General features: G+C 74.0%; 2 pseudogenes. Both read right to left on the minus strand.

Annotated elements, in window-relative coordinates:
* Positions 1–450, minus strand: a pseudogene (locus tag AE652_RS45595) (hypothetical protein); the annotation flags it as partial.
* 911 nt (positions 451–1361) lie between these two features.
* A pseudogene (locus AE652_RS33055) lies at positions 1362–1822 on the minus strand (Crp/Fnr family transcriptional regulator); the annotation flags it as partial.

Below are 1822 nucleotides of genomic sequence, written 5' to 3' on the forward strand. Positions count from 1 at the left end.
GGGGCCTGTGCGGGGGCGGGCGCCGACGGGGCCGGGGTCGCCGGCGCGGCCGGGGAGGGCCCCGGTACGGGTGCCGACGGCGACACGGAGGGCGGGACCGAAGGAGCCGGGGACGCCGAAGGTGCGGGCGACGCGGGCGACGGGCTGGGGGACGGCGTCGGGCTGGGGGACGGTGAGGTCGGCGACGACGTGGCGGTAGGGCTCGGACTCGGACTCGCGCTCGGACTCGGACTCGGGCTCGCGCTCGGCGTGGGGCTCGGAGTCGCGCTCGGACTCGGCATGGGGCTCGGAGTCGGTGACGGCGTGGGAGTCGGCGACGGCGTGGCGGTCGGTGTGGGGGTGCGGGTCGGGGTCCGAGTCGGCGTCGGAGTGGGCGTCGGGCTGGGCGTGTGGGTGAGGGTCGACGTCGGGCTCGGTGTGGGCTTCGGACTCGGGCTCGGGCTCGGGCACGGGTGGTGGTGATGGTGGTGATGGTGGTGCCAGCCGTGGTCGCCGTACTCGTCGTCGCCGTACCCGTCGTCGTACTCGTCGTCATCGCCGTCGTCGTGGCCCGGCCCGAGCTGCCCGGGGCCACCCTGCCCCTCGACCGGCCGTCCGGGCTCGCTCCGCAGCCCCGCCGGACGCGAGGGCGAGGAGAAGGGCGGCGAGGACAAGGACGGCGCCGAGACGGACGGCGCCGGAAAGTGCGCCGAGGGGAACTGGGGCGGGGGGAAGTGCGGCGCGGTGGGCTTCGGGGCGGGCTTGGGTGTGCGGCAGGGGTGGTGCCCGTGCGGGGGCTTGGGCCCGTGGTGCCCCGGACCGACGCCCGGCGCGGCGCCGACGCCGACCTGGACGTCCACGTCCACGTCCACGCCGACGGTCACCTGTCCGCCCGGCCGCACCGACATCGAGAGGTCGGTCTCGTCGCACACACAGATGTCCACCACCGGGCCGTGCGGGTACCCCCCGGGATGCCCGGCGCCGGACGCGGTCGCACCGCCGACCAGCGCGCAGATCGCGACCACGCCGGCCGCCGCGCCGATCAGCCGCACCCGCCGCCCGGGGGCCGCACCCCCAGCGACGCCGGACGGTATCCGGCAGATCTGCCGACGCTGGGGCATGGGCTCCACACACCTCTCGGATCGTCCGGGGAGGACGGAACGGGCTCGGGCCGACCGGCCGCGAAGGAACGGGCAGGACGGACGGAACGGGCGGAAAGGTCGAGTACGGTCGCGTTCCCGACGGAAGTTCCATCGGGTACGACCAGAAGTGATCAGACACGGTCAGGCGGACGGCCCGCCTTCAGGGGGCGGGCCGTCCGTCATCAGGTCAAACGATCATCGAGCCGATCGGTAACGGCCCGCGCTCACCGTTCTGCGCGCTCAGCTGCGGCGGTGGGCGATCTCCACGTTCTCCAGCACGCCGACCGCGTCCGGCACCAGGATGGCGGCCGAGTAGTAGGCGCTGACCAGGTACGAGATGATCGCCTTCTCGTCGATGCCCATGAAGCGGACCGACAGCGAGGGCTGGTACTCGTCCGGGAGGCCGGTCTGGTGCAGGCCGATGACGCCCTGGTTGTCCTCACCGGTACGGATCACCAGGATCGAGCTGGTGTTCTCCTTGGTGATCGGGATCTTGTTGCACGGCAGGATCGGCACCCCGCGCCAGGCCGGCACCTGCTGCCCGCCGAGGTCGACGTGGGTGGGGTACAGCCCGCGGGCGTTGAACTCCCGGCCGATCGCGGCGATGGTCCGCGGGTGGGCGAGCAGGTAGTCGGGGTCGCGGCGGCGGTTGAGCAGCTCGTCCAGGTCGTCCGGGGTGGGCGGGCCGGAGTGGGTCTGGA

It is taken from the genome of Kitasatospora sp. MY 5-36, assembly GCF_001182915.1.
GTDB lineage: Bacteria > Actinomycetota > Actinomycetes > Streptomycetales > Streptomycetaceae > Kitasatospora.